Annotated in this window: 21 protein-coding genes and 1 pseudogene; 12 read left to right on the top strand and 10 right to left on the bottom strand. The window is 68.0% G+C overall.

Annotated elements, in window-relative coordinates:
* Positions 1 to 9: 9 nt before the first annotated feature.
* The 6 genes from B4F19_RS09440 to B4F19_RS09415 are packed head-to-tail and all read right to left on the bottom strand — an operon-like array spanning position 10 to position 5,866.
* Entirely contained in the window at positions 10 to 795 is a 786-nt protein-coding gene (locus B4F19_RS09440; protein ID WP_228177355.1) for an ABC transporter permease, read from the bottom strand.
* On the bottom strand, positions 792 to 1,610 hold the full coding sequence (locus B4F19_RS09435; RefSeq protein ID WP_228177354.1) for an ABC transporter ATP-binding protein: 819 nt from the start codon (positions 1,608 to 1,610) through the stop codon (positions 792 to 794). The genes B4F19_RS09440 and B4F19_RS09435 overlap by 4 nt, the downstream gene beginning before the upstream one ends.
* The gene (locus B4F19_RS09430; protein WP_292734421.1) at positions 1,607 to 2,500 is read right to left on the bottom strand and encodes an ABC transporter permease; all 894 of its coding nucleotides are present in this window, start codon (positions 2,498 to 2,500) and stop codon (positions 1,607 to 1,609) included. The genes B4F19_RS09435 and B4F19_RS09430 overlap by 4 nt, the downstream gene beginning before the upstream one ends.
* Before the next feature lie 30 nt (positions 2,501 to 2,530).
* Positions 2,531 to 3,547 (bottom strand): TIGR03842 family LLM class F420-dependent oxidoreductase, encoded by a 1,017-nt coding sequence (locus B4F19_RS09425; RefSeq protein WP_292734469.1) that lies wholly within the window; start codon positions 3,545 to 3,547, stop codon positions 2,531 to 2,533.
* A gap of 10 nt (positions 3,548 to 3,557) precedes the next feature.
* Positions 3,558 to 5,021, bottom strand: a complete 1,464-nt coding sequence (hydA, locus tag B4F19_RS09420; protein ID WP_228177352.1) for a dihydropyrimidinase — start codon at positions 5,019 to 5,021, stop codon at positions 3,558 to 3,560.
* Entirely contained in the window at positions 5,018 to 5,866 is an 849-nt protein-coding gene (locus tag B4F19_RS09415; protein ID WP_292727971.1) for a nitrilase-related carbon-nitrogen hydrolase, read from the bottom strand. Before B4F19_RS09415 ends, hydA begins: the two co-directional genes overlap by 4 nt.
* 115 nt (positions 5,867 to 5,981) lie before the next feature.
* On the opposite strand from B4F19_RS09415, the gene B4F19_RS09410 reads away from it, so the two are divergent.
* The 6 genes from B4F19_RS09410 to B4F19_RS09385 all read left to right on the top strand — a co-directional run bounded on the left by B4F19_RS09410 (position 5,982) and on the right by B4F19_RS09385 (position 12,873).
* Positions 5,982 to 7,346, top strand: a complete 1,365-nt coding sequence (locus B4F19_RS09410; protein WP_292734418.1) for an aminotransferase class I/II-fold pyridoxal phosphate-dependent enzyme — start codon at positions 5,982 to 5,984, stop codon at positions 7,344 to 7,346.
* A 67-nt stretch (positions 7,347 to 7,413) separates the two neighbouring features.
* On the top strand, positions 7,414 to 8,532 hold the full coding sequence (locus B4F19_RS09405; protein WP_292734415.1) for an MFS transporter: 1,119 nt from the start codon (positions 7,414 to 7,416) through the stop codon (positions 8,530 to 8,532).
* A 70-nt stretch (positions 8,533 to 8,602) separates the two neighbouring features.
* On the top strand, positions 8,603 to 9,823 hold the full coding sequence (locus B4F19_RS09400; RefSeq protein ID WP_292734412.1) for a sensor histidine kinase: 1,221 nt from the start codon (positions 8,603 to 8,605) through the stop codon (positions 9,821 to 9,823).
* On the top strand, positions 9,820 to 10,488 hold the full coding sequence (locus B4F19_RS09395; protein ID WP_292734409.1) for a response regulator: 669 nt from the start codon (positions 9,820 to 9,822) through the stop codon (positions 10,486 to 10,488). The genes B4F19_RS09400 and B4F19_RS09395 overlap by 4 nt, the downstream gene beginning before the upstream one ends.
* 127 nt (positions 10,489 to 10,615) lie before the next feature.
* A complete protein-coding gene (locus B4F19_RS09390) occupies positions 10,616 to 11,404 on the top strand; it encodes an ABC transporter ATP-binding protein (RefSeq protein ID WP_228177346.1) in 789 nt (262 codons plus the stop codon).
* Positions 11,401 to 12,873, top strand: coding sequence for an ABC transporter permease (locus B4F19_RS09385; RefSeq protein WP_292734406.1), 1,473 nt, complete (start codon positions 11,401 to 11,403; stop codon positions 12,871 to 12,873). Before B4F19_RS09390 ends, B4F19_RS09385 begins: the two co-directional genes overlap by 4 nt.
* A 12-nt stretch (positions 12,874 to 12,885) precedes the next feature.
* On the opposite strand, the gene B4F19_RS09380 is transcribed toward B4F19_RS09385, so the two are convergent.
* A complete protein-coding gene (locus B4F19_RS09380; protein WP_292726856.1) occupies positions 12,886 to 13,413 on the bottom strand; it encodes a hypothetical protein in 528 nt (175 codons plus the stop codon).
* Positions 13,414 to 13,453: 40 nt separating this feature from the next.
* On the opposite strand from B4F19_RS09380, the gene B4F19_RS09375 reads away from it, so the two are divergent.
* Both B4F19_RS09375 and B4F19_RS09370 read left to right on the top strand, forming a co-directional pair.
* Positions 13,454 to 13,993 carry a phosphosulfolactate phosphohydrolase gene (locus B4F19_RS09375; protein ID WP_228177343.1) on the top strand — a complete coding sequence of 180 codons (540 nt, stop codon included), beginning with the start codon at positions 13,454 to 13,456 and terminating at the stop codon, positions 13,991 to 13,993.
* Positions 13,994 to 14,330: 337 nt separating this feature from the next.
* Positions 14,331 to 14,708 carry a hypothetical protein gene (locus B4F19_RS09370; RefSeq protein WP_292734403.1) on the top strand — a complete coding sequence of 126 codons (378 nt, stop codon included), beginning with the start codon at positions 14,331 to 14,333 and terminating at the stop codon, positions 14,706 to 14,708.
* Between the two features lie 264 nt (positions 14,709 to 14,972).
* Here the strand turns inward: B4F19_RS09370 and B4F19_RS09365 are convergent, their stop codons facing one another.
* The 3 genes from B4F19_RS09365 to B4F19_RS09355 form a co-directional block, all read right to left on the bottom strand.
* Positions 14,973 to 15,461, bottom strand: a complete 489-nt coding sequence (locus B4F19_RS09365; protein ID WP_228177340.1) for a SprT-like domain-containing protein — start codon at positions 15,459 to 15,461, stop codon at positions 14,973 to 14,975.
* Positions 15,462 to 15,497: 36 nt separating this feature from the next.
* On the bottom strand, positions 15,498 to 16,031 hold the full coding sequence (locus B4F19_RS09360; RefSeq protein WP_228177339.1) for a tetratricopeptide repeat protein: 534 nt from the start codon (positions 16,029 to 16,031) through the stop codon (positions 15,498 to 15,500).
* Between the two features lie 133 nt (positions 16,032 to 16,164).
* Complete coding sequence (locus B4F19_RS09355) at positions 16,165 to 17,040, bottom strand: spermidine synthase (protein WP_228177338.1); 876 nt, start codon at positions 17,038 to 17,040, stop codon at positions 16,165 to 16,167.
* A gap of 33 nt (positions 17,041 to 17,073) precedes the next feature.
* On the opposite strand from B4F19_RS09355, the gene B4F19_RS09350 reads away from it, so the two are divergent.
* From B4F19_RS09350 to B4F19_RS09335, 4 genes and pseudogenes are all read left to right on the top strand, one after another.
* Positions 17,074 to 17,829 (top strand): 5-oxoprolinase subunit PxpA, encoded by a 756-nt coding sequence (locus tag B4F19_RS09350; RefSeq protein WP_292726851.1) that lies wholly within the window; start codon positions 17,074 to 17,076, stop codon positions 17,827 to 17,829.
* Positions 17,826 to 19,484 (top strand): urea amidolyase family protein, encoded by a 1,659-nt coding sequence (locus B4F19_RS09345; protein ID WP_292734400.1) that lies wholly within the window; start codon positions 17,826 to 17,828, stop codon positions 19,482 to 19,484. Before B4F19_RS09350 ends, B4F19_RS09345 begins: the two co-directional genes overlap by 4 nt.
* A 238-nt stretch (positions 19,485 to 19,722) precedes the next feature.
* Positions 19,723 to 23,217, top strand: coding sequence for a DNA-directed RNA polymerase subunit beta (locus B4F19_RS09340; protein ID WP_228177335.1), 3,495 nt, complete (start codon positions 19,723 to 19,725; stop codon positions 23,215 to 23,217).
* A 46-nt stretch (positions 23,218 to 23,263) separates the two neighbouring features.
* Positions 23,264 to 24,795 (top strand): annotated as a pseudogene (locus tag B4F19_RS09335) (DNA-directed RNA polymerase subunit beta'); the annotation flags it as partial.

The raw sequence follows: 24,795 nt of genomic DNA, 5'->3' as shown, positions 1-24,795 counted from the left end.
CGATGCCGGTTAGACCGGCATCCTTCGGGTCGCCAGCCGCTCGAGCAGCGAGGTGACCAGGAAGAAGAAGAGGCCGATGATGATTCCGCCGAGGACGAAGGCCCAGGCGAGCGCGGCCCGCCCCGACTTGGCGTACGTCGCGATCGCGGTGCCGATGCCGTCAGCGGGCCCGCCGAAGTACTCCGCGACGAGGGCCGCGATGACCGCCAGCGAACTTGCGATCCGCAGACCCGTCATGAGGTAGGGCAGGGCCGTCGGCAGGGTCAGCAGTCGGAAAGTCTGCGCCGACGTGGCAGCCGACGCGCGGAACAGGTCGCGGTGCACGGGCCGGCTCTGCCGCAGGCCCCGCAACACGTTGACGAACACCGGGATGAACGCGGCAAGACCTGCAACCGCCTGCCTCCCGAACTGGCTGGACGCCCCGAACATCGTGTTCAACACCGGCGTGATCGCGACGATCGGAATCACCGCGAGCGCCGCGACGAGGGGGGCCAGCATCCCGTCGATCGGCCGGATCGCCGCGGCGAGCGCGGCCAGCGCGATGGCGATGAGCGATCCCGCGATGAGCCCCACGAAGGCGTTGGTCGCGGTGACGGCCATCCCCTCGGCGATGATGTTCCACCGCAGCACGAACTCCTGCGCGATCGCGATCGGACTCGGCAGCATCCGGGGCGCGGCGGCTGCGACGTCCACGTACAGCACCCAGGCCACGAGCCCGAGGATGCCGACCCCGACGGGAGCGGCGGTGCGCACCCACGACGGCAGCGCGGGAGCGGTGGGTTCGCGCAGGCTCATCGTTCGTTCGCCCTCTCGATCTTCGAGCCGTGCAACGCTTCGCGTACAGCCGTGACCCGCTCGAAATAGGCGGGGGACTCGCGCAGGTCGTCGTCACGCGCGTCGCCGAGTCCCACCGTGACGACTTCGGTGATGCGGCCCGGTCGCGGGCTCATCACGACGACACGGTCAGACAGGAACACCGCCTCGGGGATCGAGTGCGTCACGAACACCACCGCGGCGCCGGTCTCGGCGGCGATGCGGGTCAGCTCGGACTGCAGGTACTCGCGGGTCATCTCATCGAGCGCCCCGAACGGCTCGTCCATCAGCAGCAGGCGCGGACGGGTCGCGAGGGCGCGCGCGATTGCGACACGCTGTTGCATCCCGCCCGACAACTGGTCGGGATAGCGTTCGGTGAAATCCGACAACCCCACGAGTTCGGCGAGCTCCGCGACCCGCGCGGCGCGTTCCGGCTTGGCGGTGCCGTGAAGCTCGAGCGGCAGGGCGATGTTCGCGGCCACAGTGCGCCACGGCAGCAGTCCCGCCTGCTGGAACGCGATGCCGTAGTCCTGGTCGACCCGGGCGCGCGCCGCGGGTTTGCCGAAGATCTGCAGATCCCCGCTCGTGGCCGAATCGAGATCGGCGATCAGGCGCAGCAGCGTCGACTTTCCGCATCCCGAGGGCCCGATCAGCGAGACGAACTCGCCGGCCGCGACTTCGAGATCGACGCCCGTCAGCGCCGTGACATCGCCCGCCTTCGTCGGGAAGAACTTGCCCACGTCGCGTGCGTGCACGGCGGCGGTCGCGGTCGGCGCGGTCGGTGTCTGAGGGGTCATGCGGTGGCCTCTCCTCGTCGGTAGCGGTGGAGTCCGACCCCGATCAGCGCGACGGACCCGGCGGCGATCAGACCCAGCACGATCGAGCCGACGATGGGTCCCCACGGGGCGGCCGGATCGCTGGATCCCTGGCCGGCGAGTTGGATCAGCATCCGCCCGATTCCGCCGCGCATCCCGATCGAGACCTCTGCGACGACGACACCGAGCACGGCGTTCGCTGCCGCCAGGCGCAGCGCGGGCAGCAGGTGGGGCACGGCGGCGGGCAGCCGCAGGTGGCGCAGCGTCGACCAGTACCCGACGGCGTAGGTGCGCATGAGGTCGACGTGGATCCGGTCGGGGGCTTCGAGTCCGCGCAGAGCGCCGACAGCGACGGGGAAGAACGCGAGATACGACGCGATGACGGCGACCGACAGCCATTGCGGCCAGCTCGTCCCGCCGCGGTCGATCTGGTTGCCGATCGCGTTGATGACCGGGGCGAAGGCGATGAGCGGGACCGTCTGGCTTACGACGATCCAGGGCAGCAGCCCCCACTCCAGCAGCTGCCAGCGCTGCATCACGAGTGCCAGTGCGCCGCCGACGATGACGCCGAGCACCCACCCGACGGCGGCGATTCCCAGCGTCGTGACGGCCGCGATCGCGACTGTCGCGATCAGCGGCGGGGTTTCCCCCCCGCTGGTCGGCTCGAACAGTCGCGCGAGCATGTCCCACACGTGCGGCATCGCACGGTCGTGGGTGCGGGGCAGGATCATGACCCCCGAGCCCGTCTGACCCTCGACGGCGCCGATCACGACACCCTCCGCGGGCCCCAGGAACTTGTAGGCCTCCCAGAGCAGCACGATCGCGAGCACGCCGAGGATGCCCCAGCCCAGTCCCGTCGCCCTCCGGCTCATGTCTGCAGCCGCTTCACTCGCCGTCACGCCTCACGACTTGGCCGTGACCTTCTCGCGCAGGGCCGGGATCACGGTCTCGCCGTAGACGCGGAGGGTCTCCTCCTTGTTGTCGTGCTGCAGGTACCCCGCGAACTGCGTGACGCCGAGCTCCCGTAGCGCCCCGAGCTTGGCGATGTGCTCTTCGGCGGTGCCGAGGACGCAGAATCGGTCGACGATCTCGTCGGGAACGAAGTCCACGTGGTCGTTGTCGCTCTTGCCGTGGGAGTTGTAGTCGTACCCGGTGCGTCCCGCGATGTAGTCGGTGAGAGCACGCGGCACGCTGCCGTCGGTGCCGTACTTCGCGACGATGTCGGCGACGTGATTGCCGACCATCCCCCCGAACCACCGGCACTGGTCGCGCATGTGCTCCCAGTCCTCGCCGATGTACATGGGGGCCGCGACGCAGAAGTCGATCGACTCGGGGTCGCGGCCGGCTGCCGCTGCGGCATCCTTGACCGTTTTGATCATCCAGGCCGTGATGTCGAGGTCCGCCAGCTGCAGGATGAATCCGTCGGCCACTTCGCCCGTGAGCTTCAGCGCGAGCGGCCCGTACGCTGCGACCCAGACGTCCAGCTCGGACCCCTGGCTCCACGGGAACTGCAGCGTCGATCCCTTGTACTCGACGGCTCGAGAGTTCGCGAGCTCCCGGATCACGTGGATGGACTCCCGCAGTTCGGCCAGCGTCGACGGCTTGCCGTTGGTGACCCGCACCGCCGAGTCGCCGCGCCCGATGCCGCAGATCGTGCGGTTTCCGTACATCTCGTTCAAGGTCGCGAACACGGATGCCGTGACGGTCCAGTCCCGTGTCGCGGGGTTCGTCACGAACGGGCCGACGACGACCTTGCGGGTCTCGGCGAGGATCGCTGAGTAGATCACGTACGGTTCCTCCCACAGCAGGTGGGAGTCGAAGGTCCAGACGTGGCTGAAACCGTGCGCTTCGGCCAGCTTCGACAGCTGGATCACGCGCGACGCGGGAGGATTCGTCTGCAGGACGACACCGAAGTCCATCGTCATCGCCTCACACCAGGTACTGGCTCAGGCCGCGCTTGACGAAGCTGCCGTCGCCCTTGCGTCCGAGGTACTGGCCTGCGTCGACGATCACCTTGCCCTTGGAGATCACGGTGTCGACGTGCCCGTCGATCTCGAACCCCTCCCAGGCGGAGTGGTCCATGTTCATGTGGTGGGACTTGCCGGTGCTATGACCCAGGTCGTCGACCGGGAGGCCGATGGAGGTGTGACCGTTCGGATCGTAGACGACGATGTCGGCATCCGCCCCGGGCTGGATGACACCCTTCTTGCCGTACATGCCGAACATGCGCGCCGGGGTGGTGCTCGTGAGTTCGACCCACCGCTCCAGGGTGATCTCGCCGGTGACGACGCCCTGGTACATGAGATCCATCCGGTGCTCGACTGAGCCGATGCCGTTGGGGATCTTACGGAAGTCCTCCAGGCCCAGGGTCTTCTGATCCTTCATGCAGAACGGGCAGTGGTCGGTGGAGACCATCTGCAGATCGTTGGTGCGCAGGGCCTGCCACATGTGGTCCTGGTGGCCCTCGGCGCGCGAGCGCAGCGGCGTCGAGCACACCCACTTGGCGCCCTCGAACTGGCCCCACTGCTCGCTCGAGGCGCCCAACTGCTCTTCCAGCGACAGGTAGAGATACTGCGGGCAGGTCTCGCCGAATACGTTGAATCCGTTGTCGCGAGCGGCCGCGAGCTGCGCGACAGCCTGTTTCGCCGAGACGTGCACGACGTACAACGGCGCCCCGGTGATGTTCGAGAGCATGATCGCGCGGTGGGTGGCCTCTTCTTCGGCCTGCCAAACGCGGGCCTTGCCGTGGAAGAAGGGTGAGGTCTTGCCGGCATCGACGAGTTGCTGGGCGAGCACGTCGATGACGGGGCCGTTCTCGGCGTGCATCATCGTGAGCAGCCCCGTGTCGGCGGCGACCTGCATCGCTTTCAGGATCTGGGCATCGTCCGAGTAGAAGACGCCGGGGTAGGCCATGAACAGCTTGTAGCTCGTGATGCCTTCGTCAACGAGGGTCGGCAAGAACGCGAGCGATTCGTCGTCGATGCCGCCGACGATCTGGTGGAACCCGTAGTCGATCGCGCAGTTTCCCGCTGCCAACTCGTGCCACTTCGCAAGGCCGTCGGGCACTTTCGTGCCGTACGTCTGCACGGCGAAGTCGACGATGGTCGTCGTACCGCCCCACGCTGCCGCGCGCGTGCCGGTTTCGAACGTGTCGCTCGCGAACGTGCCCCCGAAAGGCAGCTGCATGTGCGTGTGGGCGTCGATGCCGCCGGGGATGACGTACTTGGCGCTCGCATCGACGACAGTGTCGACGGATGCCGCCAGGTTCGTGCCGAGCAGTTCCGAGCCGGGCGCGAGGACGGCGACGATCTTCTCGCCGTCGACGAGGACATCGGCCGGAGCCCGCCCGGTGGCGGAGACGACGGTGCCGCCGGTGATCAGTGTCGTGCTCACGGTGCGGAGATCCCTTCGTAGCTGTCGGGGCGACGGTCGCGGTAGAACTGCCAGTCGTCGCGCATCTCCTGCACCATGTCGAGGTTCAGGTCGCGAATGAGGACCTCCTCGTGCTCGCTCGAGCCCAGCGCCCCGACGAAATTGCCGCGCGGGTCGATCACCTGGCTCGTGCCGTAGAAGCTGACAGCCTCGTCGCCGTACTCGTTGTCCTCGCGGCCGACGCGATTGGGCTGGAGGACGAAGTAGCCGTTGGCAACAGCCGCGCACGGCCCCTCGACCTCCCACAGGCGGTTGGACAGGCCCGGCTTGGTCGCATTGGGGTTGAAGACCATGTGCGCGCCGTTCAGGCCGAGCTCGCGCCATCCCTCCGGGAAATGGCGGTCGTAGCAGATGTACATGCCGACCTTTCCGACCGCCGAGTCGAAGACGGGGTAGCCGAGGTTGCCCGGACGGAAGTAGAACTTCTCCCAGAACTTCTCGACGTGGGGGATGTGGTTCTTGCGATACGCCCCCAGCACGGTGCCGTCGGCATCCACGAGAACCGCCGTGTTGTAGTAGACCCCGGTCTGCGCTTCCTCGTAGATCGGCAGCACCATCACAGTGCCGAGCTCCTTCGCTACCGCGGCGAAGCGCTCCACGATCGGGCCGTCGACCGGCTCGGCATAGCGGTAGTACTTCTTGTCCTGTGTGATGCCGAAGTAGGGCCCGTAGAAGAGCTCCTGGAAGCACACCACCTGCGCGCCGTCGGCGGCGGCATCCCTCGCGAATTGCTCGTGCCTGTCGAGCATGGATGCCTTGTCGCCGGTCCACGTCGTCTGCGTGATGGCCGCTCTCACCGTCGTCATCTCGTGCACTCTCCGTCCGGTCGAAGGGGCCACGAAGCGCCGTGGCGTGTCTGTTATTGTTCGGCGTGAACATTTCCCTTCGGTTTCGTCCCGTGTCGCGACCGTAAATGTTGGTGTGATCGAGATTGGGTGGGCGATGACCACGGTGATCGATCGTGCGCACTTCACCGATCCCACGCCGCGCGCTATCGCGGCAGAGCTTGCCCGCCTGATCACGGCCGGAGATCTGGCCGCCGGTGAGCGACTGCCGACCGTGCGCGAGGTCGCGGGACGGCTCGGTGTGAGCCCTGCGACAGTGAGCGCTGCGTGGAAGGCGCTCTCGCAGGCCGGGCTGATCGTCTCGCGTGGGCGGGCAGGATCGTTCGTGCGCGAGGAACGGCAGGAGTGGATGTCGCCGCGCGTGCAGGGCCTTGCCCAGCATCCGGGATCGCCGCGGCTCGACCTCTCGGGAGGGACTCCGGATGCCGACCTGCTCCCCGACCTCGCGCGTGCCTTCTCGCGGGTGTCGCCGCGCGCTCACACCGGTCGATACCACGAGTCGCCCGTGCTACCCGAACTGGAGACGTTGCTCCGCCGGGTGTGGCCGAGCGATGCGGAGGCGATCACTGTCGTCGACGGTGCCCTGGACGGCGTCGGTCGTGCGCTCGAACAGGTCGTGCGCTTCGGAGACCGCGTGGTGGTCGAAAACCCCGGCTTCCCGTACTTCTTCGACCTCATCGAGCACCTGGGGGCGCAGCCGATCCCCGTAGAACTCGACGCCGAGGGGATCGCGCCGAGTAGCTTCGCGCGTGCGCTCGCGACGAGGCCGACCGCGGTGCTTCTGCAGCCGCGCGCACACAACCCCACGGGTGTGTCGACGAGCCCCGAGCGCGCGGCTGAGCTTGCGCGATTGGTACGCGCCTCGCGAAACGGAGCGCGGGTCGTCATCATCGAGGACGACCATTCCGGGCTCGTAGCCGCAGCGCCCGAGGTGACGCTCGCCCGGTGGCTGCCAGAGCAGGTCGTGCACGTACGCAGCTTCTCGAAATCCCACGGTCCCGATCTGCGCATCGCCGCGCTCGGAGGCCCATCGCGCATCGTCGACCGCGTCGTGGCGCGCAGGCTGCTGGGGCCGGGATGGACCTCACGTACCATCCAGGCCGTACTCTTCGATCTCTTGTCAGACCCCGTATCGATCGAGGCTGTGGTTCGCGCCCGCGAGAGCTACCGGACTCGTCAGCGGGAGCTGGCCGGCGCACTGCGCCGCCAAGGAGTCTCAGCCGTTGCCGGTGACGGCCTCAACGTCTCCTGGGACGTCTCGGACGAGCGCGCGGCGCTCCTTCATCTCGCTGCGGCCGGCATCGGTGTGGCGGCGGGGTCGCCCTTTTTCCTCTCAGACCGCACCGCTCGCCCCCTCATCCGCGTCACTGTCGGTCTCGTGAGCGGTGACGTCGATGCCGTGGCTGCCTCGCTCGCGCGTGCGGTGCGCGTGACGGGCTGAGCGCCACCGCCGCAGTTGCGGCATCCGGCTGTTCCCGACGTCCGAGCCGCGCAGTGCGCTTCCCCGCATGACGACTCCCGCTCCGGCGGATCCCACAGTTGCGCCGCGCACGCGGTTGATCCGTACCCCGAACGAGCGCGTGTTCCTCCACGTTCTCGTGAACACTGCGGCCGCGAACATCACGACGAGCTACCTCTGGTTCGCGCTGACCTTCTGGGTGTACCTCGTGACACTCCTCGTCCCCGAAGAGCGGCACGCGAATGCCAACGGTCTGGTCGGCACAGTGCAGGGGATCGCCTTCATCATCACCAGCGTGTTCAGCGGCCTGTCGGTCGGCCCGCTCGGCATGGGGTGGACGCTGCTCATCGCCATCGTCGCAACCGCGATCGCGGGTGTTCACCTGCTCCTGCTCCGGATTCCCGAGGAGCAGCCGGCGGCATCCGTCGGACGCGGTGTCGACCTGCGCGGCGCGATCACCGCTGTGAGACTGGCGCCCGGGCTCTTCGCACTCATCATCTTCTCGACGTTCAACAACCTCATCGGTGGGGTCTACATCGCCCTGATGGACCCGTACGGGCTGACCCTGTTCAGTGTCGAAGCCTGGGGCACCGTGTTCGGGGTCGCCGCGACGGGGTTCATCGTCGGCGGCGTCCTGATCGCCAGGTTCGGCCTCGGACGCAACCCGATTCGCACGATGTTGCTCGTGGTCGCGGGCATGGGGCTACTGGGCGCGCTGTTCACGATCCGCGACTGGTGGCTGCTCTACGCCGTCGGGATCTGGCTCTACATGGCCCTCGTGCCCGCGGTCGAGGCAGCCGAGCAGACCGTCATCCAGAAGGTCGTGCCGTACGGATCGCAGGGGCGTGTGTTCGGGTTCGCCGCGGCTTTCGAATCGGCAGCCGCCCCCATCACCGCGTTCCTGATCGCGCCGATCGCGGAGTTCTGGGTCATCCCCTACATGGAAACGCCGAGCGGCCAGCAGACGTGGGGATGGCTTCTTGGGGACGGGGAGGCGCGCGGCATCGCGCTCGTGTTCGTCTTCGCAGGTCTCGCCATGGTCGTCATCGCCCTGCTCGCATTCGCGACGCGGTCGTACCGGCTCATCACCGAGCAATACCGGACCGCGCCCGAGACGCCGTCGCAGACCGAGTCCGAGACCGAGACCGAGCGGACGCCTGCACCGTAGGCGGTCGGCCCGGCGCACATACATCTTCAGACTGACGCGCTCTGGGCGCGCGTTCCGTAGCGTGGGTGAGGTGAGACGCTCCGCACACTTTCGTGAACTCCTGCCGTACCAGGTGGCAACCGATGTGTCGGTTGCGGGAGTGTTCGGGCTGCTCTGTCTCCCCTTTGAGCTGACGATCGGCGGCTGGGCAGCCGAGTCGGCACTGCCGACCGTGGTCATGTGCCTTCTCTTCGCGGCGGCGCTCGCGCTGCGGCGGCTCTCACCGCCCCTCGCGCTCGCTACGGCGTGGGTCGGCGCGACGATGCAGATGCTGATGCTGCGTCCACCGTCGCCCGTCGACCTCGCGATCTTCGCCGTGCTCTACGCGACGGCTGCCTACGGGAGCACGCTGGTGTACTGGCTCGGATTCTCGTCGGCGATCGTCGGGGCCACCGTCATCACCGGCTATCTCTTCGGTTCGCAGCTGCTCAGTGCCGCGTCGTGGAGCGTCCTTCCGCTGGCAGCCGCTGTTCTCATCGCTGCGGGGTTCGCGTTGCTCCTGGCCTGGACCGTGGGTGCTCTGGTTCGAACGTCCCTGCGCGCTCGACGCACCCAGCGTGAGCGCGAGCGTGCCGAACGGGAACGCATCGAGGAGCAGGAGCGAGGTCGGATCGCGCGCGACATGCACGATGTCGTCGGTCATTCGCTGGCCGTCATCATCGCCCAGGCCGATGGGGCTCGCTACGCAGCCGACGCCGATCCGCAGGCGGGGAAGGACGCGCTCGCGACGATCTCGACGACGGCGCGCAGCGCGCTCGCTGATGTTCGGCTGCTGCTGGCGCAGTTGCGCCACAGCGAAGGGATGGCGCCGCAGCCGATGCTGAACGATCTGGAGAGTCTGTACTCCCAGGTGCGAGCTGCTGGCCTCGCGGTGCGCGTAGACGTGGAACCGATGCCTCCCGCGAACGTGCCGGCTGCCGTGCAGTTGGCCATCTACCGCGTGCTGCAGGAGGCGCTCACGAACGCCATCCGCCACGGCAACGGAGATGTCGAGGTGACGATGCGCTGGCTCCCGGACCGTCTGCACCTGTGGGCATCGAATCCTGTCGCGGAGCCCGTCGACCCGCCCGCGGCGGATGCCGCGCCCCTGACTGACCCCGCCGGAGTGAGCCACGGTATCGTCGGCATGCGCGAGCGGGCGCGGCTGGTCGGTGGGGCAGTGGAGGCAGGGATGGTCGGGGAGCTGTGGGTCGTGCGGGCGACCTTCCCCTTCGCCGCGGAACCGCAACCTCACGGGTCCGCGGCACGATGAACGACCAGAGCAACCCCGGTCCGGCCGTCATCCGTGTCGCGCTCGTGGATGACCAGGCTCTCTTTCGCGCCGGCATCCGCATGGTGATCGACTCCCAGCCCGACATGGCTGTCGTCGGCGAGGCGGGAGACGGCCAGGCGGCCCTGTCGATGGCGCGAGACACGCGTCCGGATGTCGTGCTCATGGACATCCGGATGCCCGTCATGGACGGGATCGAGGCGACGGCGCATTTGCTACAGGACCCTGGCGCGCCGCGGATCGTGATGCTGACGACGTTCGACCTCGATGAGGCAGCCGCACGCGCGATCCGCGGCGGCGCGAGCGGATTCCTGCTCAAGGATGCCGAGCCGGAGTTCGTGCTCGCCGCAATCCGCAGCGTGTACTCCGGTTCGGCGGTGATCGCGGCAACGGCCACGGCGCAGCTGTTCGCGCACTTCCGGGACGAACAGACCCGGCCGGCGCCGCGAGCGTTCGGCGAGCTGACCGAGAGAGAACGCGAGATCTTCGGTCTCGCCGCGCGGGGCCTGTCAAACGCCGAGATCGCGGCGCGAGAGTACCTTTCCGAGGCAACGGTGAAGACGCACGTCAGTCGCATCCTCGGCAAGCTCGAGCTGCGTGATCGCGTCCAACTCGTCGTTTTCGCCTACGAGCACGGCCTGGTCTGACACCGATCATGGGGCCGCTGGCCGCAGCCTCGCACGAGACGGATGCCGAGGAATCATCCTTCCGATGGATGACGGCGCGACTTCGGGCTGACGCGGGGGTACGGGCCTGATTCCTAGCGTCGGAGGTATGAAAATCACCACGACGCAGATGGGCTTGGCGGCCCGCGTAGAGAACCTCGGCAAGACCTATGGCTCCGGCAGCGGAACGGTCAGGGCGCTCGATGACGTCACTGTCGGCATCCGTCGCGGGGAGTTCACCGCGATCATGGGTCCCTCCGGCTCGGGCAAGTCGACCCTCATGCACATCATGGCTGGGCTCGACGCCCCGACTGCCGGGCGGGTGTGGATCGGCGACACTGACATCACCGATCTCGGTGACCTCGAACTCACGATCCTCCGTCGTCGTCGTGTCGGTTTCGTGTTCCAGTCCTTCAACCTCGTGCCGACCCTCGATGCGCTCGGCAACATCCTGTTGCCCTTCGACCTGGACGGCCGCACGCCGAGTGTGTTGGAACGCTCGCGCATCGACGGGCTGATCGACACCCTCGGGCTTCGCTCGCGCTTGAATCACCGGCCGCACGAGCTCTCGGGTGGCCAGCAGCAGCGTGTTGCGATAGCCCGCGCCCTGGCGACCGCGCCCGACCTGCTCTTCGCCGACGAGCCGACGGGAAACCTCGACTCGCGCTCGGGGCGTGAGGTGCTCGCTCTGCTGGCTGAAGCGAGCCGCACCCGGGGGCAATCGATCGCCATGGTCACCCATGACCCCGTCGCCGCCAGCCACGCTGACCGGGTCCTGTTCCTCGGCGACGGGCGCCTCGTCGCCGACAAGCCCGCGCAGACCGCCGAGCAGATTTCGGCTCACATGCTGGCAGCCGACGCCGGCGCGCAGACTCGTCGGGCGGAGGTCGGCGCATGAGCGCGGTCGTGGCATCCGTCGATAAGCCGTCGCTGCGCGTGCCGCGCGCCCGGGCTAACGTCGCGTGGCTGCGTGAACGCGGGATGGGGGCGAGCATCCTGGTCGCTGCAATCTCGACCGTGTTCGGGGTCGTGCTCATCGCCACGACCGACTTTCTGGCGGCGATGCTGCGGGCGGACCCGTACATCGGCGACAGCGGCACCCTCGCCTTCATCCTCGGATTCCTCACGCTCCTGCTCGTCGCGCTCGCGGTCTATGTCGCCGGCATCGTCACGGCCAACACGTTCGCGACTGTCGTCGCCGGACGATCGCGCCAGATCGCCCTGCTGCGTCTGATCGGCGCGTCGGCGCGGTCGCAGCGAGCACGCGTGGCCTCCCAGGGCCTGATCGTCGGCGTGCTCGGCGCGACGATCGGCACGGTGCTGGGCATCGTCGTCTCTGCCGCCGGAGCGCAGATCGCGATAGTCCGCCTCGGGCTTGATGGCGTGCACGTCGCGCCCGTCACGCCGTCGATGCTGCTGCCCGCCGTGATCGTCGCACTCACCACGTGGCTCGCGGCGTGGATCGGTTCCCGGCGAGTTCTCGCGGTCACCCCGCTGCAGGCAGTGTCGGGCTCGGTTCCCCTCGCCACCGATGAGGTAGGCGCCCGTCGAGGCAAGCACGCGGTTGCCGGCATCCTGTTCGCCCTCGGCGCGGTTGCGCTTGCCGCGGGCATCCTGCTGGGACTTGTCTCACCGCTCGGCGTGGTCGTCGCCTTCGTCGGTGGAGTCCTCTCGTTCACCGGCATCACGATGGCAGCTCCGCTGGTCATGCCTCCGGCGCTGCGCCTGGTCGGCCGTGCTTTCGGGCGCTCCGCTCCTGCGCGGCTCGCGGTGCAGAATGCCTACCGGAACCCGGAGCGCTCCGCCCGGACATCGATCGGCATCGTCATCGGCGTGACGCTCGTCACGATGTTCGCCGTGGCTATCGAGTCGGTGAAGGCAGTGCTCACGGCCAACGCGGGAGGCAGTCTCGAACCCGAGCTCGCGAGCATCATGGACACGTTCGCGGCAATCATGATGGGACTGGTTGCGATCTCGGCGGTGATCGCGGGCGTCGGGCTGGTGAACCTGCTGACCCTCGGCGTCATCCAGCGCACCCGGGAACTCGGGCTTCTCCGTGCCCTCGGCGTCTCGATCCGGCAGATCCGGGTGATGGTGCTGTTGGAGGCTCTGCACGTGACGGTGACCGCGACAGTCCTGGGTATTCTGCTCGGCATCGCTTACGGCTGGGTCGGAGCGCAGTCGCTGCTCGGTAGCGTTCCCACGAACCCGGACGGGATCATCCAGGCCGGCATCGTCTACCCCGCGGTCCCGATGGTTCCGCTGCTGGTGATCGTGGCGGCGACGGCGATCCTCACCGTCGTTGCGTCAGTCACCCCCACGCGCCTGGCAACCCGCGTCGCGCCGGTGGCGGCGCTCAGCGAGTAGACCGGTCAGAGGTCAGGCCGTGGCGACCGCGTCGGCTTCTCCTGACTCGGCCGTCACGGCATCCGGATCGTGCGCCCACGACGGCGCGATCTGACGGATGCGGGCTGCCCGCCACTGCCAGACCGCCCAGAGGCCCGGCCACAGCGCGGGCGCAGCAGCGCCACCGATCACGAGGCGCTCTCGCCACAGGGTGCGGCCATCCGGAAGGGGAGACACCGCCATCTGGTGGTCCCAGACGTCGAGGACCGCGAGTGGGCCGGTCAGCGGCATCCCGGAGTCACGGATGATCCGCACGCGCACCCCGCCTACCTCACGTTCGGCATCCGTGATCGAGATGAGCTGACGGCCGACCGGGATAAGCCCGGCGACGCTGAGCCCGACTGCGGCATTCTGGCCGTGCTCCCACTGCGTCGGGATCGCTTCCAGCGGCTGCATGTCGAGGAACGGTCCGTACACCTCGGCGAGTACCCGCGGTGAGTGCAGAGCGCGCCAGGCGGCGTCGGCGTCGCAATCGATCGTGAACTTGCTGAGCACGCGCATGCGGCAAGTCTCGCATCCGGTCTCGCCCTACGCTGGACGGATGCCGACAGTCGAGCCCGCGCCTCGCGAAGAACAGTCCCGGTACCAGGTGCGTTTCGATTGGGGTCTTGCCGGCCTCGACCGGGTCGCGCCGGCCGAGATCACGATCGTGGTCGACGTGCTGGCTTCGGGCACGGATGCCGAGCTCCTCGCCTCACGAGCCGCCGATCGCGGCGCCGTCGTGATCCGCGCTGACCTGCGCACAGCGAGCGCCGCAGCCGACGCTGCCGTCGCAGAACAGCACCGTCGGGCGGCGCGCACGAGTATTGCGGTGATCGCGGTCGGGCAAACCGACGCCAGTTCTGGTGCACTGAGGTTCGCGGTGGAGGACCTCTTCGGGGCGGGGGCCGTGATCGACGCACTCGCTGCGCGAGGGATCGATCATTCGTCTCCCGAGGCTGCTGCCGCTTGTGAGGCGTTCCGGGGACTGCGCCCCGCGCTTCGCCACCTGCTCACCGCCAGCGTCACCGGCCAGTGCTGGCTCGAAGAGGGTCGGCGCGACGCGGTTTTGGCCGCGGCCGAGGTCGACGCGGCTCGGTGAACTGCGTCGCCGAGAGAGGCGAAACCGAACGACACGCGGGTTTCGCGAGGCGTTGTGTCGCGCTCACGTCGCGGCCATGTTAGCGATAACTTCTGTCATCCTTCGCGGTTAGGTTCGTCCCCCGTCGGCATCGCCCGGTGCCGTCGTGGAAAGGAATCCTCCGTTCATGACCGTCGATCGACGCGTCACTCGGAGCGCTGCTGCAGCCTGAGCTGCACTCGCGCTCGGGTGCGCTCTCCTCGTTCCCGCTGTCGCTACCGCTGAAGACGGAAATCAGCTCGTCGGCCCCGCCGAGACGCTTCTCATCGAGAACGTCCATGCCGCAGGCAAGGTGCTCGTGATCGGCTCCGAGCAGGCTCAGCTGACCAATCCCGATGACACACCGGCTGCCGCAGCCATCTTCGAGATCGGTGACACCGCGTCGGCGATCACCGCGCAGGAGGTCCTCGCATACCCGGTGCTCGGCAAGGAAGACGTGTTCGTCTTCACCAACGCCGACGGCGAGGTCCTTGCCCGCCGCAGCGACAGCGATGAGTTCTGGCGCTACCTGCAGGTGATCGCAGAGCCCGTTGATGAGGCAGCTGCCGACCCGCTCGCTCAATGGCAGGTCGTCGACGCCGGAGCCGGCCAGGTGTACCTCCACAATCTCGCTCGCGCAGACGGGCGCACGACAGCAGCGACGGCACGCTCCTCGGTTGGCAGTCGGTCACGGTAGCTACCGCGACGCCGGCGAACCCGGCCGACCCCGGCGCGGCCCCTGGTGGATCCTCGCAGGGCGGCGACCTCGCCTCGACCGGCGGCCTCATCGGTGTGTCGGTCGCGCTAGCCGCGTTCGCTGCGGCCCTGGTGGGCGGCGGGCTGTGGCTCGTGCGTCGGCGCCGCACGGTGAGCTAACGAATCGCGCTCTCAGCCCGAGCCCGCCTTCCGTAACCTGTGGGAGGCGGGCTCGGGCGTTGCGGCGCCGGCGGCAGCCCCGCCGTCAGCGCGGGGTCATCGCCGCCAGGCGCGTGGACGCCGTGATCTCGCGCCTGGTCCACGTGAGCAGGTAGCGCTCGTCGAAGCGGGGAGCGCAGCGGGCGCAGGAGGTCTGCCGGCTCGCGCGGCGATGCCGGTAGGCGACGTGACCGGCGGGGCACACGCCGACCCAGGGCGCGAGTTCTGTCGCTGTCTCGCCGTGGTGCGTGGTCCCGCCCACATAGCCGAGGTCTCGCGCGATCGCTTTCCAGCGCGGCCCATGGCCTGCTGCCGCGCCGGCGAGGGCGTGCGCCACCTCGTGCAGCAGCGTCTGGTGGTTGGTGTCATCATCGTGGCGGGCCGCGAGATACCGGGACACCGTGATGCGCTTGCGGGTGAAGTCACAGAGGCCCGCGCGCCGCTTCGCGTTGTCGAAACCGAACGACCACTCCGGGCTCAGGTGCACCGAGAGCAGGGCCTCGGCCCAGTGGCGAACGCGGTGCAACTCGGACATGACGACAGCGTAAGTCGGGCCTCAGACACCGGCCGGTCAGCTGGCGACTGCCGCGCCGGCCTCGGCCCGCCGGCGCTCGGCGGCGTCGATCGCGAGAAGAGTCGACTCGAGCTGGTCGTCGGGGGCTGACGTGCTCTGGCGAGCGAAGAGTGCGCGCTTGAAGTCAGCGCGAGCTGCGTCGAAGTCTCCCGCGTCGTAGTGCACTTTGCCGCGGTGCTGGTACGCGAACGCGGCGATCGATGCCCAGCCTGCCCCCTCGGCCTCGACGGCGCAGGTGGTGAGCTCTTGCGCGGCGGCAGCGAGCGAGCCGCGAAACTGCAGCACTGTCGCGTGCAGGATGCGTGCGCGCAGCAGATCCTTGCGCGTTCCCGCCATCCGGGCCGTGCGCACCGTCTGGTCGGCGATCTCGAGCGCGTCGTCGAGCCGGTCCAGAACCTTCAGAAGCCACACCCGCTCGAGCAGGGCGGGGAGCGAGCGCTGGTCGCCGAGTTCGTCGAGGCGGTCGCGGCAGTCGCGGGGGTTGACTACTTCGCGCAGCGTGACGGGGTCGTAGCCGTGGATATAGCTCACTCGCGCTCCTTCCCGCAGAGCGGTGATCGCCGCGGTCAGGCCGCCCGATTCCGCATCCTTGCCGCACCTCGCCCCATACGCGGTGCGCTCTCATTGTGACGGCGTCGGCGAATCGCGCCGGCTTCCCACGCCGTCAGCGCTCGAACAGCGTCGCCGAGGGCGCTGGCGACGGCGCGGCGTCGGCATCCGTGACAGGGCGCGAACCTGCGACGAACGCGTCGATCTCTGCGCCCTGCGCCACCTTCGCCGGATGCGGTCCTGCAGCCATCAGCCGCGGGAGCCACGCGGTGGGAAGCGGGGTCCGGGATGCCGCGATCACGATGTTCCCGAACCGCCTGCCCTTCAAGACTTGCACTTCGGCCAGCAGCGCGACGTGCGGGAGTTCGCTGCGGACGGTGGCGGCTTGGCGCCGCGCAAAGGCGAGCCCCGCGCCGTCGGCGACGTTGACCAGCAGCACGCCAGTCTCCGTGAGGTAGCGCGCAACGAGGCAGTAGAACTCGAGACTCGTGACGTGAGCCGGCGTCCGCGCGCCGTGGAAGATGTCTGAGATCACCAGGTCGGCCTGACCGCGAATGCCCGCTGGCAGCCGTTCCAGCACGGCCCGGGCATCTCCGGTCCGCGTGCGGATCGAGCCGCCGGCGCGTGAACTGGACGGCAGCGGCAGATGTTCGCGGACGAGCGAAACCAGAGCCGGTTCGAGTTCGATGACCTGCTGCCGGGACCCCGGTCGGGTCGCTTCGACGTACCGGGGGAGCGTATAGGCGCCGGCCCCCAGATGAATGGCGGTGAGCGGCTCGCCCGGCTCTCCGAGCTGATCGATCACGGCGCCCATCCGTGCGACGTACTCGAAGTGCAGGTGGGTGGGATCGGCGAGGTCGACATGGGACTGCGGGGTGCCGCCGACCTCGAGTTCCCATCCGCTTGCGAATGCCGACGGGACGATGCGCGCCACGGATCCGTCCGACAGCCGCACCTGCGGCGGCGGGGCTTCGACGTGCGCTCGGGCCACGCATCCACCGTAGACCGGGCGTACCGTGGTCGCATGACGACCATCGACCTGAACGCCGACCTCGGCGAAACGGTCGACGGGGTGCCTACCGCTGACGACGAGGCGCTTTTCGCCGTCATCTCCAGCGCAAACATCGCCTGCGGTGGTCACGCCGGAGACCCGGACTCCATGGTTGAGGCTGTCGAACGGGCTGCCCGGTTCGGGGTGGTGATCGGCGCTCACCCCTCCTACCCCGACAGGCCCGGATTCGGCAGGCTGCCGCTCGCGATGGCGACGGCCGAGCTTCGCGGCACCGTGTCTGCGCAGCTGGATGCTCTCGCGGACGTCGGCGCCGACATCCGGTATGTCAAACCCCACGGTGCGCTGTATCACGCTGTTCGCACGGATGCCGCGCACGCGGCGGCGCTCGCCGCCGCTGTGGCAGATCTGTCGGGTCGGCTGGGCCGAAGACTGCCGATCCTCGCTATGCCGGGCGAGATCTCCGAGGCGGCGCGAGAGCACGGTCTGGAGGTCGTAGCTGAAGCGTTTCTCGACCGCGGCTACACGCCGAGCGGAGAGCTCGTCCCCCGCGGCGAGCCCGGCGCGGTTCTCGAGAATCCTGATGCCGCCGCGATCCGGGCCGTGCGCCTGGCACGCCAGGGCACCGTCGTCGCCGTTGACGGCACGAGTATCGCGGTGAGCGCTGCCTCCCTCTGCCTGCACGGCGACTCGCCAGGGTCGGTTGCGGCGGCTCGTGCGGTGCGGGCGGCCCTGGATGCTGCGTCAATATCAGTGCGAGCGCCGTGGTGAGCAGCGCCGGGGTCCGAGTCTTCGGCGACACGGGTCTGCTCGCTGAGGTGCCCGAGAGCATCAGCCCCGCCGAGGCGCTGCGGGTCGTCATCTCGCTCCGCGAGCGACTCTCCAGTTCACAGCCCGCGGGCGTCGTGGATCTCGTCCCTGCCGCGCGCACCGTCCTCGTGCGGTTCGCACCGCGCGAGGTAGCCACCTCGGTCGTGCGCGCCTGGATCGAGAAGAGTCTCGCCGATGCCCTCGCGGTGACTGACGTACCGGCGCGTGCGGCCGTGGACGGGAACACGGATGTCGAGATCGGCATCCGGTATGACGGACCCGACCTCGACAAGACCGCGGCCTTCCTCGGCATCCACTCCGCTGACCTCGTCTCTGCTCATCTGGCGGCCACCTGGACGGTCGCCTTCACGGGGTTCGCGCCTGGCTTCGGGTATCTCGTGAGCGAGGACTGGCCCTTCGACGTGCCTCGCCTCGCGTCGCCGCGTACGCGGGTCCCGGCAGGCTCGGTGGGACTTGCCGGGAGCTTCTCGGGTGCCTACCCGCGATCGACGCCGGGCGGATGGCGGCTGATCGGCACCACCTCCGCCCCGCTGTTCGACCCGGATGCCGCATCCCCCGCGCTCCTACGCCCCGGCATGCGCGTTCGATTCCGCGAGGTCGCCGACCTCCCCGCGGCCAGCTCCTCCCTCGAGCGCGGCAGTTCTGTGCGTCCGCTGCGCATAAATGCGCAGCACTCGCACGAAACCGCCGCACACGCGCGAGGCGGAGTGGAGGCGGATGCCGGCAGTGGTCCCGTGCTGCGGGTCGAGGCGCCGGGGCTGCTCGCGACGGTCCAGGATGCCGGGCGCCCGGGACACGGGTCGCTGGGCGTCTCCGTCTCTGGCGCCCTCGACCGCGCGGCCCTGCGCACCGCCAATCGCCTCGTCGGGAACCCCGAGGGCGCGGCGGGCCTGGAGATCACAGCGGGCGGATTCGAAGCCACCGCGCTCGCTGACGTGTGGATCGCCGTGGCCGGCGCGTGGGGCGAGCTCACCATCGACGGACGCGGCATCGACCACGGCGCGGCGCAGCTGTGGCGGCGCGGTGAGCGCCTGCGGATGGGGTGGTTCACGGCCGGCGTTCGCGCGTACCTCGCCGTTCGCGGCGGCATCGAGGCCCGGCGCGTCCTGGGCTCGGCCGCTACCGACACCCTCGCCGGCCTCGGGCCAGAACCCCTCCGCGCCGACGCAGTCCTCTCCGGCGGGGCGCTCGCGGTCGACGAGATCCCGGCATCCGATCTGGCGCCCTGGAGTCCCCCGCCGGCCGATCTGGTCGTCCGCCTCGTGCCCGGACCCCGCGAGGATGCCTTCACTCCGGCGTCGGGAACCGCGCTGTTCGAAGCGACGTGGACTGTCGGCGCTGCTGCCGACCGGGTCGGGATGCGGCTGGAGGGGCCGCGGCTGGATCGCACGGATGCCGGGGAGTTGCCGAGCGAGGGGATGGTTCCGGGGGCGATCCAGGTGCCACCGTCGGGCTCTCCCACGATCCTGCTGGCCGACGGTCCCGTGACCGGCGGCTACCCGGTGATCGCCACGGTTCTGGATGCCGATCTCGACCTGCTCGCACAGGCGGGGCCGGGCGCCACGATCCGCTTCATACACGCGACACAGCACTGAGATCGCTGGTTATACCGCACGAATTTCGACTCGTCAAGAATCCCGCTGGACACGGCGTGCCGGAACGCGTATAGTTGGTGGTTGCGCTCTTGGATTCCCCCTGCCCTCATATGGTGGTCGGCTGTGCCTGCGTGTCCCCGCTCGATGCGGTGCGAGACGCGCTGGTTTTCGGGGAGGACCGAACGCTTCACCTGACGACAAGGATAGTGCCCCGCCCGGGCCCACGGAGGTAATCCCCTTGGCTGCTGCGCGCAACGCAACCACCACCACATCCCCGAAGAACGGCCGCGGAGCATCCCGCCTCTCGTTCGCCAAAATCTCCGACACGCTGACGGTCCCCGACCTGCTGGCGCTGCAGACCGAGTCCTTCGATTGGCTCGTCGGAAACGAAACCTGGAAGGCCCGCCTCGCCGAAGCGCAGGCAGCCGGCCGCACCGACATCTCGGTCAAGAGCGGCCTCGAGGAGATCTTCGAGGAGATCTCGCCGATCGAGGACCTCAGCGAGACGATGCAGCTCTCGTTCACCAACCCCTACCTCGAGCCCGAGAAGTACTCGATCGAAGAGTGCAAGGAGCGTGGCAAGACCTACGCCGCTCCGCTGTACGTCGAGGCCGAGTTCATGAACCACCAGACCGGTGAGATCAAGACCCAGACGGTCTTCATGGGCGACTTCCCCCTGCAGACCGACAAGGGAACGTTCATCATCAACGGCACCGAGCGTGTCGTCGTCTCCCAGCTCGTGCGTTCGCCCGGTGTCTACTTCGACAAGACTCCTGACAAGACCTCCGACAAGGACATCGTCTCGGCGCGCATCATCCCGAGCCGCGGCGCCTGGCTCGAGTTCGAAATCGACAAGCGCGACCAGGTCGGTGTGCGCATCGACCGCAAGCGCAAGCAGTCGGTCACCGTCTTCCTCAAGGCCCTGGGCCTGACCAGCGAGCAGATCCTCGAGGAGTTCGCCGGTTTCGACTCCATCGAAGAGACCCTGTCCAAGGACACGATCCTCACGAAGGAAGACGCCCTCCGCGACATCTACCGCAAGCTCCGTCCGGGCGAGCAGGTAGCCGCTGAGGCCGCCCGTGCGCTGCTGGACAACTTCTACTTCAACGCCAAGCGCTACGACCTCGCCAAGGTCGGTCGCTACAAGATCAACCAGAAGCTCGGCCTGTCGGGCCCGCTCAGCGACTCGGTACTCACCGTCGACGACATCGTCGCGACGATCAAGTACCTCGTTCGCCTGCACCGCGGCGATGCGAGCTTCGAGGGCGTTCGCGGCGGCAAGCCGGCGACCATCCGCCTGGATGTCGATGACATCGACAACTTCGGCAACCGCCGCATCCGCGCCGTCGGCGAGCTCATCCAGAACCAGGTCCGCACGGGTCTGTCGCGCATGGAGCGTGTCGTTCGCGAGCGCATGACGACGCAGGACATCGAGGCGATCACCCCCCAGACCCTGATCAACGTGCGCCCGGTCGTTGCCGCGATCAAGGAGTTCTTCGGAACCTCGCAGCTCTCGCAGTTCATGGACCAGAACAACCCGCTCGCGGGGCTGACCCACAAGCGTCGCCTCTCGGCGCTCGGACCCGGTGGTCTGTCGCGTGAGCGCGCCGGCGTCGAGGTCCGTGACGTTCACCCGTCGCACTACGGCCGCATGTGCCCGATCGAGACGCCGGAAGGCCCGAACATCGGTCTGATCGGTTCGCTCGCATCGTTCGCGCGGATCAACGCCTTCGGCTTCATCGAGACGCCGTACCGCAAGGTCATCGACGGCCGGGTCACCGACCAGATCGACTACCTCACTGCCGCCGAGGAGGACGACTACATCGTCGCCCAGGCCAACGCGCCGCTGAAGGCCGACGGTCACTTCGAAGAGACCCGCGTGCTCGCCCGTTCGAAGGGCGGCGAGGTGGAGCTCGTTCCCGCCGAAGACATCGGCTACATGGATGTCTCGCCGCGCCAGATGGTGTCGGTGGCGACCTCGCTCATCCCGTTCCTCGAGCACGACGACGCCAACCGCGCCCTCATGGGTGCGAACATGCAGCGTCAGGCTGTGCCGCTGCTGCGCAGCGACTCGCCCGTCGTCGGAACCGGTATGGAGGGCTTCGCCGCGATCGACGCCGGTGACGTGGTCACCGCCAAGCGCTCCGGTGTCGTCATCGAGGTCTCGGCGGACGTCGTCGCCGTCCAGACCGACGAGGGCGGGATCGACGAGTACTTCCTGCGCAAGTTCGACCGCTCGAACCAGGGCACATCCTACAACCAGCGCGTCATCGTCTCGGCCGGTGAGCGGATCGAGGCCGGCGAGGTCATCGCCGACGGTCCTGCCACCGAAAACGGTGAGCTGGCCCTCGGAAAGAACCTCCTCGTCGCGTTCATGACGTGGGAAGGCCACAACTTCGAGGACGCCATCATCCTGAGCCAGGACCTGGTGAAGGATGACACCCTCTCGTCGATCCACATCGAGGAGTACGAGGTCGACGCCCGTGACACGAAGCTCGGCAAGGAGGAGATCACCCGTGATCTCCCCAACGTCAGCCCCGACCTGCTGAAGGACCTCGACGAGCGCGGCATCATCCGCATCGGCGCCGAGGTTCGTCCCGGCGACATCCTGGTCGGCAAGGTCACGCCCAAGGGTGAGACCGAGCTGTCGGCCGAGGAGCGCCTGCTTCGCGCGATCTTCAACGAGAAGAGCCGCGAGGTTCGCGACACGTCGCTGAAGGTTCCCCACGGTGAGCAGGGCACGATCATCGCCGTCAAGGAGTTCAACGCCGAAGACGGTGACGACGAGCTCGGCTCGGGTGTGAACCGCCGCGTCGTGGTCTACATCGCCCAGAAGCGCAAGATCACCGAGGGTGACAAGCTCGCCGGCCGTCACGGCAACAAGGGCGTCATCGCCAAGATCCTCCCCGTCGAAGACATGCCCTTCCTCGCTGACGGCACGCCGGTCGACATCATCCTGAACCCGCTCGGTATCCCCGGCCGCATGAACTTCGGTCAGGTGCTGGAGCTTCACCTGGGATGGATCGCCAAGCAGGGCTGGAAGATCGAGGGCAACCCCGAGTGGGCAGCGCGTCTGCCCGAGATCGCTCGCGAGGCAGCTCCCGGCACGAAGGTCGCGACCCCCGTGTTCGACGGTGCTTACGAGTCCGAGCTGGCAGGCCTGCTCGACTCGACACTGCCCAACCGGGACGGCATCCGCCTGATCGACTCGACGGGTAAGACGCAGCTGTTCGACGGACGTTCGGGTGAGCCGTTCCCGGCACCGATCTCGGTCGGCTACATGTACATCCTGAAGCTGCACCACCTCGTCGACGACAAGATCCACGCACGCTCCACCGGTCCGTACTCGATGATCACGCAGCAGCCGCTGGGTGGCAAGGCGCAGTTCGGTGGCCAGCGTTTCGGTGAGATGGAGGTGTGGGCCCTCGAGGCCTACGGCGCCGCGTACGCGCTCCAGGAGCTCCTCACGATCAAGTCCGACGACATCCTCGGCCGCGTCAAGGTGTACGAGGCGATCGTCAAGGGCGAGAACATCCAGGAGCCCGGCATCCCCGAGTCGTTCAAGGTCCTCATGAAGGAAATGCAGTCGCTTTGCCTGAACGTCGAGGTCCTCTCGGCCGACGGCACCGCGGTCAACCTCCGCGACACCGACGACGACGCCTTCCGTGCTGCCGAGGAGCTCGGCATCAACATCTCCAGCCGCTTCGAGTCCTCGTCGATCGACGAGATCTGACCCGGCCAGGCAACACAGAATTCCGATACAGGAGAACTGAGAACTCGTGCTCGAATCAACAACTTTCGATCAGCTTCGCATCGGCCTGGCCACCGCTGACGACATCCGTCGCTGGTCCTTCGGTGAGGTCAAGAAGCCCGAAACCATCAACTACCGCACCCTGAAGCCCGAGAAGGACGGTCTGTTCGGTGAGCAGATCTTCGGCCCCTCGCGCGACTGGGAGTGTGCGTGTGGCAAGTACAAGCGCGTGCGCTTCAAGGGCATCGTCTGTGAGCGCTGCGGCGTGGAGGTCACCAAGTCCTCCGTGCGGCGCGAGCGCATGGGCCACATTGAGCTCGCCGCTCCCGTCACGCACATCTGGTACTTCAAGGGCGTTCCCTCGCGCCTGGGCTACCTGCTCGACATGGCGCCGAAGGACCTCGAGAAGGTCATCTACTTCGCCGCGTACATGGTGATCTCGGTCGACGAGGATGCTCGTCACCGCGACCTCGCGACGCAGGAGAACAACATCCGTCTCGAGCTGAAGACGCTCGCCGACCGTCGCGATGCGCGGATCGCCGCTCGCCTCCAGAAGTTGGAGGAGGAGCTCGCCGCGCTCGAGGCCGAGGGTGCGAAGTCCGACCAGAAGAAGAAGGTCAAGGACGCCGCCGAAAAGGACATGTCGCAGGCCCGGAAGCAGGCCGACGACCAGATCGCCAAGCTTGAGCGCGTGTGGGAAGAGTTCCGCACGCTCGAGGTCGGCTCGCTCAAGGCTGAAGACGAGATCTTCCAGGAGCTGCAGGACCGGTTCGGTCAGTACTTCGAAGCCCACATGGGTGCCGAGTCGATCCAGCGGCGTCTTGCTGCCTTCGACCTGGCAGCCGAGGCCGAGAGCCTGCACCTGCAGATCGCCGAGGGCAAGGGCCAGCGCAAGATCCGTGCGATCAAGCGCCTGAAGGTCGTCAACTCGTTCCTGCAGACCGGCATGAGCCCGGCATCCATGGTGCTCGACGTCGTTCCGGTCATCCCGCCGGAGCTTCGCCCCATGGTGCAGCTGGACGGTGGCCGCTTCGCGACCTCCGACCTGAACGACCTGTACCGCCGCGTCATCAACCGCAACAACCGTCTCCGTCGCCTGATCGACCTCGGTGCCCCCGAGATCATCGTCAACAACGAGAAGCGGATGCTGCAGGAGGCCGTCGACGCCCTGTTCGACAACGGTCGTCGCGGTCGCCCCGTCACCGGCACCGGCAACCGTGCCCTGAAGTCCCTCAGCGACATGCTGAAGGGTAAGCAGGGTCGGTTCCGTCAGAACCTGCTCGGTAAGCGCGTGGACTACTCGGGCCGTTCGGTCATCGTCGTCGGTCCCCGTCTGCAGCTGCACCAGTGTGGTCTTCCCAAGCAGATGGCCCTCGAGCTGTTCAAGCCGTTCGTGATCAAGCGCCTCATCGACCTCGGTCACTCGCAGAACATCAAGGCCGCCAAGCGTGCCGTCGAGCGTACGCGTCCCGAGGTCTGGGACGTGCTCGAAGAGATCATCCGCGAGCGCCCGGTGCTGCTGAACCGTGCACCCACCCTGCACCGTCTGGGCATCCAGGC

Origin of the sequence: Microbacterium sp. UBA1097, assembly GCF_002313585.1 — a bacterium.
Lineage (GTDB): Bacteria > Actinomycetota > Actinomycetes > Actinomycetales > Microbacteriaceae > Microbacterium.
The sequence above is the reverse complement of the archived record's forward strand: the minus strand, read 5'-3'. Positions and strand labels throughout refer to the sequence as shown.

What these genes read in the sequence shown, in the direction of transcription:
- B4F19_RS09440 (WP_228177355.1), bottom strand. Translation starts at nt 795, where the DNA reads ATGAGCCTGCGCGAACCCACCGCTCCCGCGCTGCCGTCGTGGGTGCGC.
- B4F19_RS09435 (WP_228177354.1), bottom strand. Translation starts at nt 1,610, where the DNA reads ATGACCCCTCAGACACCGACCGCGCCGACCGCGACCGCCGCCGTGCAC.
- B4F19_RS09430 (WP_292734421.1), bottom strand. Translation starts at nt 2,500, where the DNA reads ATGAGCCGGAGGGCGACGGGACTGGGCTGGGGCATCCTCGGCGTGCTC.
- B4F19_RS09425 (WP_292734469.1), bottom strand. Translation starts at nt 3,547, where the DNA reads ATGGACTTCGGTGTCGTCCTGCAGACGAATCCTCCCGCGTCGCGCGTG.
- B4F19_RS09415 (WP_292727971.1), bottom strand. Translation starts at nt 5,866, where the DNA reads ATGACGACGGTGAGAGCGGCCATCACGCAGACGACGTGGACCGGCGAC.
- B4F19_RS09405 (WP_292734415.1), top strand. Translation starts at nt 7,414, where the DNA reads ATGACGACTCCCGCTCCGGCGGATCCCACAGTTGCGCCGCGCACGCGG.
- B4F19_RS09395 (WP_292734409.1), top strand. Translation starts at nt 9,820, where the DNA reads ATGAACGACCAGAGCAACCCCGGTCCGGCCGTCATCCGTGTCGCGCTC.
- B4F19_RS09390 (WP_228177346.1), top strand. Translation starts at nt 10,616, where the DNA reads ATGAAAATCACCACGACGCAGATGGGCTTGGCGGCCCGCGTAGAGAAC.
- B4F19_RS09385 (WP_292734406.1), top strand. Translation starts at nt 11,401, where the DNA reads ATGAGCGCGGTCGTGGCATCCGTCGATAAGCCGTCGCTGCGCGTGCCG.
- B4F19_RS09380 (WP_292726856.1), bottom strand. Translation starts at nt 13,413, where the DNA reads ATGCGCGTGCTCAGCAAGTTCACGATCGATTGCGACGCCGACGCCGCC.
- B4F19_RS09375 (WP_228177343.1), top strand. Translation starts at nt 13,454, where the DNA reads ATGCCGACAGTCGAGCCCGCGCCTCGCGAAGAACAGTCCCGGTACCAG.
- B4F19_RS09365 (WP_228177340.1), bottom strand. Translation starts at nt 15,461, where the DNA reads ATGTCCGAGTTGCACCGCGTTCGCCACTGGGCCGAGGCCCTGCTCTCG.
- B4F19_RS09350 (WP_292726851.1), top strand. Translation starts at nt 17,074, where the DNA reads ATGACGACCATCGACCTGAACGCCGACCTCGGCGAAACGGTCGACGGG.